The organism is Dactylosporangium sp. NPDC005572 (genome assembly GCF_040605515.1).
Taxonomy (GTDB): Bacteria; Actinomycetota; Actinomycetes; order Mycobacteriales; family Micromonosporaceae; genus Dactylosporangium.
Map to the genome: position 1 here is coordinate 1 of NZ_JBEXCY010000383.1, position 4,737 is coordinate 4,737.

Annotated in this window: 6 protein-coding genes; 4 read left to right on the forward strand and 2 right to left on the reverse strand. The window is 72.4% G+C overall.

Annotation, left to right across the window (positions count from 1 at the left end):
• The 3 genes from rox to ABZS66_RS60365 all read left to right on the forward strand — a co-directional run.
• Positions 1–1,398, forward strand: a 1,398-nt coding sequence (rox, locus tag ABZS66_RS60355; protein ID WP_354773823.1) for a rifampin monooxygenase, incomplete at its 5' end; no start/stop codon positions are given.
• Between the two features lie 99 nt (positions 1,399–1,497).
• On the forward strand, positions 1,498–2,823 hold the full coding sequence (locus tag ABZS66_RS60360) for a chitosanase (protein ID WP_354773825.1): 1,326 nt from the start codon (positions 1,498–1,500) through the stop codon (positions 2,821–2,823).
• A 97-nt stretch (positions 2,824–2,920) separates the two neighbouring features.
• On the forward strand, positions 2,921–3,739 hold the full coding sequence (locus ABZS66_RS60365) for a HEAT repeat domain-containing protein (RefSeq protein ID WP_354773827.1): 819 nt from the start codon (positions 2,921–2,923) through the stop codon (positions 3,737–3,739).
• A gap of 10 nt (positions 3,740–3,749) precedes the next feature.
• Here ABZS66_RS60365 and ABZS66_RS60370 read toward each other — a convergent pair whose 3' ends face one another.
• Positions 3,750–4,100, reverse strand: coding sequence for an HIT domain-containing protein (locus tag ABZS66_RS60370; RefSeq protein WP_354773829.1), 351 nt, complete (start codon positions 4,098–4,100; stop codon positions 3,750–3,752).
• 155 nt (positions 4,101–4,255) lie between these two features.
• Positions 4,256–4,534, reverse strand: a complete 279-nt coding sequence (locus ABZS66_RS60375) for a hypothetical protein (protein ID WP_354773831.1) — start codon at positions 4,532–4,534, stop codon at positions 4,256–4,258.
• 106 nt (positions 4,535–4,640) lie between these two features.
• Here ABZS66_RS60375 and ABZS66_RS60380 point away from each other — a divergent pair.
• Positions 4,641–4,737: LacI family DNA-binding transcriptional regulator (locus tag ABZS66_RS60380; RefSeq protein WP_354773833.1), on the forward strand; the 97-nt coding region annotated here is incomplete at its 3' end.

Consider the following 4,737-nt stretch of genomic DNA (forward strand, 5'->3'; position numbering starts at 1 on the left):
CTGGCCGCCGAACTGCGGCTGCACGACGTGCGGGTCCTCGTCCTGGAGCAGGAAACCGAGCCCGTGTCGTTCGTCCGCATCGTCGGCCTGCACATCCGCAGTATCGAGCTGATGGCCATGCGCGGGCTGCTGGAGCGCATGCTCGAACACGGACGGCAGCGACCGGCCGGCGGCTTCTTCGCCGCCATCAGCAAACCCGCGCCCGAGGGCCTGGACTCCGCGCACGCCTATCTGCTGGGCATCCCGCAGCCGGTCATCGTGCACCTGCTCGAAGAGCATGCGATCGAACTGGGTGCGCAGGTCCGGCGTGGTTGCGCCGTGGCCGGTCTCGACCAGGACGACGAGGGCGTGACCGTCGAGCTCGCCGACGGGGAACTGCTGCGTTCGCGCTATCTCGTCGGCTGTGACGGCGGGCGCAGCACGGTGCGCAAACTGCTCGGCGTCGGCTTCCCCGGCGAACCCTCGCGGACCGAGACGCTGATGGGCGAGATGGAAGTGGGGGTGCCGCAGGAGGAGATCGCCGCCCGGCTGGCCGAGCTCCGCGAGACCGATCGGCGACTGAGCCTCGGGCCCTTCGGTGCCGGCGTCTATCGCGTCGTGGTCCCCGCCGCGGGGGTCAGCGATCGTGCGGAGCCGCCCACCCTGGAGGACTTCAGAGGACAGCTGCGCACCATCGCCGGGACCGACTTCGGCGTGCACTCCCCGCGCTGGCTGTCCCGCTTCGGGGATGCCACCCGGCTCGCCGAACGGTACCGGGTCGGGCGGGTGCTGCTGGCCGGCGATGCGGCACACATCCATCCGCCCATCGGCGGGCAGGGCCTCAACCTGGGCGTGCAGGACGCGTTCAACCTCGGCTGGAAACTGGCCGCACAGCTGCGCGGCTGGGCGCCGGAGACGCTGCTGGACACCTACCAGGCCGAGCGTCGTCCGGTCGCCGAGGACGTGCTGGACAACACCCGCGCCCAGATGCAGCTGCAGTCCGCCGAACCGGGCGCGCAGGCGGTGCGCCGGCTGCTCACCGAGCTGATGGACTTCGACGCGGTGAACCGGCACCTGATCGAGAAGATCACCGCGATCGGCATCCGCTACGACTTCGGCGCGGGCCCCGACCTGCTCGGCCGCCGCCTGCGTGACGTCGAGCTGCGACAGGGCCGCCTGTACGGGCTGCTGCACCGCGGCCGCGGCCTGCTGCTGGACCGCACCGGACGGCTCACCGCCGGCGGCTGGTCGGACCGGGTCGACCACCTCGCGGATCCCGCTGCGGCACTGGATGTGCCGTGCGTGCTGCTGCGCCCCGACGGCCACGTCGCCTGGATCGGCGACGATCAGCGGGACCTGGACGACCAGCTGGCCCGCTGGTTCGGCAGGCCCGCCGGCGCCGGTCGTCGGCAACCATAACGGGAAATGAAGTCCCCCTTAGGTTCGTTGACATCGAAGCTCCCGAATCAGAATCTTCGTCAGGCAAGTTACTTGACAGTTCTGCTTTGGAGGCTGCCCGTGAACCACCCTCTCAGGCTGGCCGGCCTGGGCGCCGCGGCCCTGCTCCTCGTCGGCTCGGTGACGACGCTCCTCGTCATGCGCGGGGCGGACGCGGCGACGGAGACCCTGCTCTCCCAGGGCAGGCCCGCCACCTCGTCGTCGGTCGAGACCGCGTCCCTCGGCGCGGCCCAGGCCTTCGACGGCAACGGCGGCACCCGCTGGGGCAGCCTGGAAGGCGTCGACCCGCAGTGGATCCGCGTCGACCTCGGCGCGACCTACACGGTCACGCACGTGAACCTCAGCTGGGAGGCCGCCTACGGCAAGGCGTACCGCATCCAGATCTCGCCGGACGGCAGCGCCTGGACCGACATCTACAGCACGACGAGCGGCAACGGCGGTACCGACGACCTCACGGGCCTGACCGGGACGGGCCGCTACGTGCGGCTCTACGGCACGACCCGCGCCACGCAGTGGGGCTACTCGCTGTGGGAGTTCAAGGTGTACGGCAACCCGGCGGCCGGTCCGTCCGCCTCCGCGTCCGCGTCGGTGCCGCCGTCCGCGTCGCCGTCGCCCTCCCGGTCCGCCTCGGCGTCGCCGTCCCCGTCGCGCCCGCCGTCCTCCTCGCCCGCCGCGGGCAAGGACCTCACCGACCCGCGCAAGAAGGACATCGCCATGCAGCTGGTGTCCTCGGCCGAGAACTCGTCGCTGGACTGGAAGGCCCAGTACAAGTACATCGAGGACATCGGCGACGGCCGCGGCTACACGGCCGGCATCATCGGCTTCTGCTCCGGCACCGGCGACATGCTGGAGCTGGTCGAGCTGTACACCCAGCGCGTCCCCGGCAACGTCCTGGCCAGGTACCTGCCGGCTTTGCGCAAGGTGAACGGCACCGCCTCGCACGCTGGCCTCGACGGCTACGTCGCCGCCTGGCGCACGGCGGCGACGGACCCGCAGTTCACCAAGGCCCAGGACGACGAGCGGGACCGGGTGTACTTCAACCCGTCCGTCCAGCAGGCCAAGGCCGACGGCCTGCGGGCCCTGGGCCAGTTCATCTACTACGACGCGATCGTGATGCACGGCCCGGGCAACAGCGGTGTCAGCTTCGGCGGCATCCGCAAGGCCGCCCTGGCCAAGGCCAAGCCCCCGTCCCAGGGCGGCGACGAGGCCACCTACCTGAACGCCTTCCTGGACGCACGGGTGGCGGCCATGAAGACCGAGGAGGCCCACAGCGACACCAGCCGCGTGGACACCGCCCAGCGGGTCTTCCTCAACAACCGCAACTTCGACCTCAACCCGCCCCTGAGCTGGAAGGTGTACGGCGACCCGTTCACCATCCCCGCCTGATCCCGCCCTCCCGGGGCGGCCGCACGGGCCCGGCCGGCGAACACCGGCCGGGCCCGTCCGTAGGCCCGTCCGTAGGCCCGTCCGTAGGATGGCCCGAGTGACCAGCACCGACCTTGACGGCCTGCGCGCCGGCGACCTCGAGACGCGGGAGGCGCACCTCTACGGGCTCCTCGACCGGGCCCGGGACCACGGCGACCCGTCGGCCGTCGCGGCCCTGCACTCGCTGGTGCGTGACTACGGCGACTACCACCGCTCGCTCTACACCCGGGCGATGAACCAGGCCGAAGTGTTCGCCGTCGCCGACCCGCCGCAGGACCTGCGGGAGGCGCTGCTCGCGGCGCTGGCCGACACCCGGTACAACTGCCAGGCCTGGGCGGCGATGGGGTGCGCCGCGATGGGGGTGCGCGAGGCGGTGCCGCAGCTGGTGGCGCTGCTGGAGCACCGGCAGTGGATCGTCGTGGACGAGGCGGTGAAGGCCCTCGGCCGGCTCGGCGACGCCGGCACCGTGCCCGCGCTGCGGCCGCTGCTCGCCGACGACGTCGACTGGCTGCGGCTGCGGGCGGCCGAGGCGCTCGCGGAGATCGGCGGGCCGGAGGCGCTCGAGGCGCTGTGGTACGAGTTCGAACACCGCCGGTTCGCGCGGATCGGGCACATCGCCAGCGCCCTCGCCGAGTTCGCCCCGGAGGTCATCCCCAGGCTGACGGCGGCGGCCGACGACCCCGACCCGAACCGGCGCTACTGGGCGGCCGTCGCGCTCGGCTCGACCGGCGACGAGCGCGTCGCGCCGACGCTGGAGCGGCTGCAGGCCGAGGACCGCGGCTCGACGGTGTTCGACGGCGAGGTCCGGGCCGCGGCGAAGAAGGCACTGCGCACCCTGCGCCGCATCCAGGCCGCCATCGCCGCCCGCTCCGGGTGACCCGGCCCGTTCAGTCGGTGTCGGGGTGGCGGGGTGCGCCGCTGCACACGTGGAAATGCAGGTGCTTGGAGTCCTGGTAGCGGCCGAGGTTCGTCAGCACCCGGCAGGCCCCGTGCTGCCGCTCGACGTCGGCGGCGACCTGGCGGACCACCGCGAGAACCCGGCCCAGCAGGGCCGCGTCGGCGTCGCCGAGGTCGGTCAGCGACGGCACGTGCTGCTTCGGTACCACGACGACGTGCACCGGCCAGAACGGCCGGGTGTGCTCGAAGGCCAGCACGTCGCCGGTCTCGGCCACGACGGTGACCGGCGTGCGGCCGCTGAGGGCCTCGTCGCAGTAGAAGTCCTCACCCGGCTGCTGCATGTCCGGCACGATAGCCGCCCGGCCGGGGATGGTGATCGTCTGTGTCGGCCTCCCGTCCGCGGCGCGTTCCGGCCGTCAGGACGGCGGCAGGAGCCGCCGCCCGCCTCGGCATCGAGTTGCTCGGGCCGCCCCGGTGTGGAGCCCGGGCCTACGCGTCAACCGGGGACGATGCTGCCCGACTCGTCGACGGTCTTGTCCCGCCAGTAGACGTCCCACTCGTCGTCGACGTGCTCCGGGACCTTGCCGGCCGGGTAGCGCACGTAGCCCGCCGGCGGGTCCTGGCCGTCGCGCACGCAGACCCGGCCGGTCGGGTTGCCGACCGCCTTGGCCGGATACTCGCCGTTACGGCAGATCTTGTCCCGTCCGAGGCAGCCGCCGCTGAGCAGGGCCGCGGTCAGCGCGGCCGCCGCGAGGGACGCTGTTTTCCTCCGCACAGGTGTCACCGTACGCAAACCCCGCGCGGTCGGCATATCGTGGCATCGCTAACATCAACGGCGGGGGAGGGCGATGCGCGCGACCAGTCACAACAGAGCCGCGGTGATGAACGACGTCGCGCGGCTAGCGGGCGTGTCCCACCAGACGGTGTCCCGGGTGCTCAACGACCATCCGAGTGTCAGCCCGTCGACCCGGGAGCGGG

Excerpts from the sequence above, each read along its gene's own strand:
- ABZS66_RS60370 (WP_354773829.1), bottom strand. The coding sequence starts at position 4,100 with ATGCAGCAGCCGGGTGAGGACTTCTACTGCGACGAGGCCCTCAGCGGC.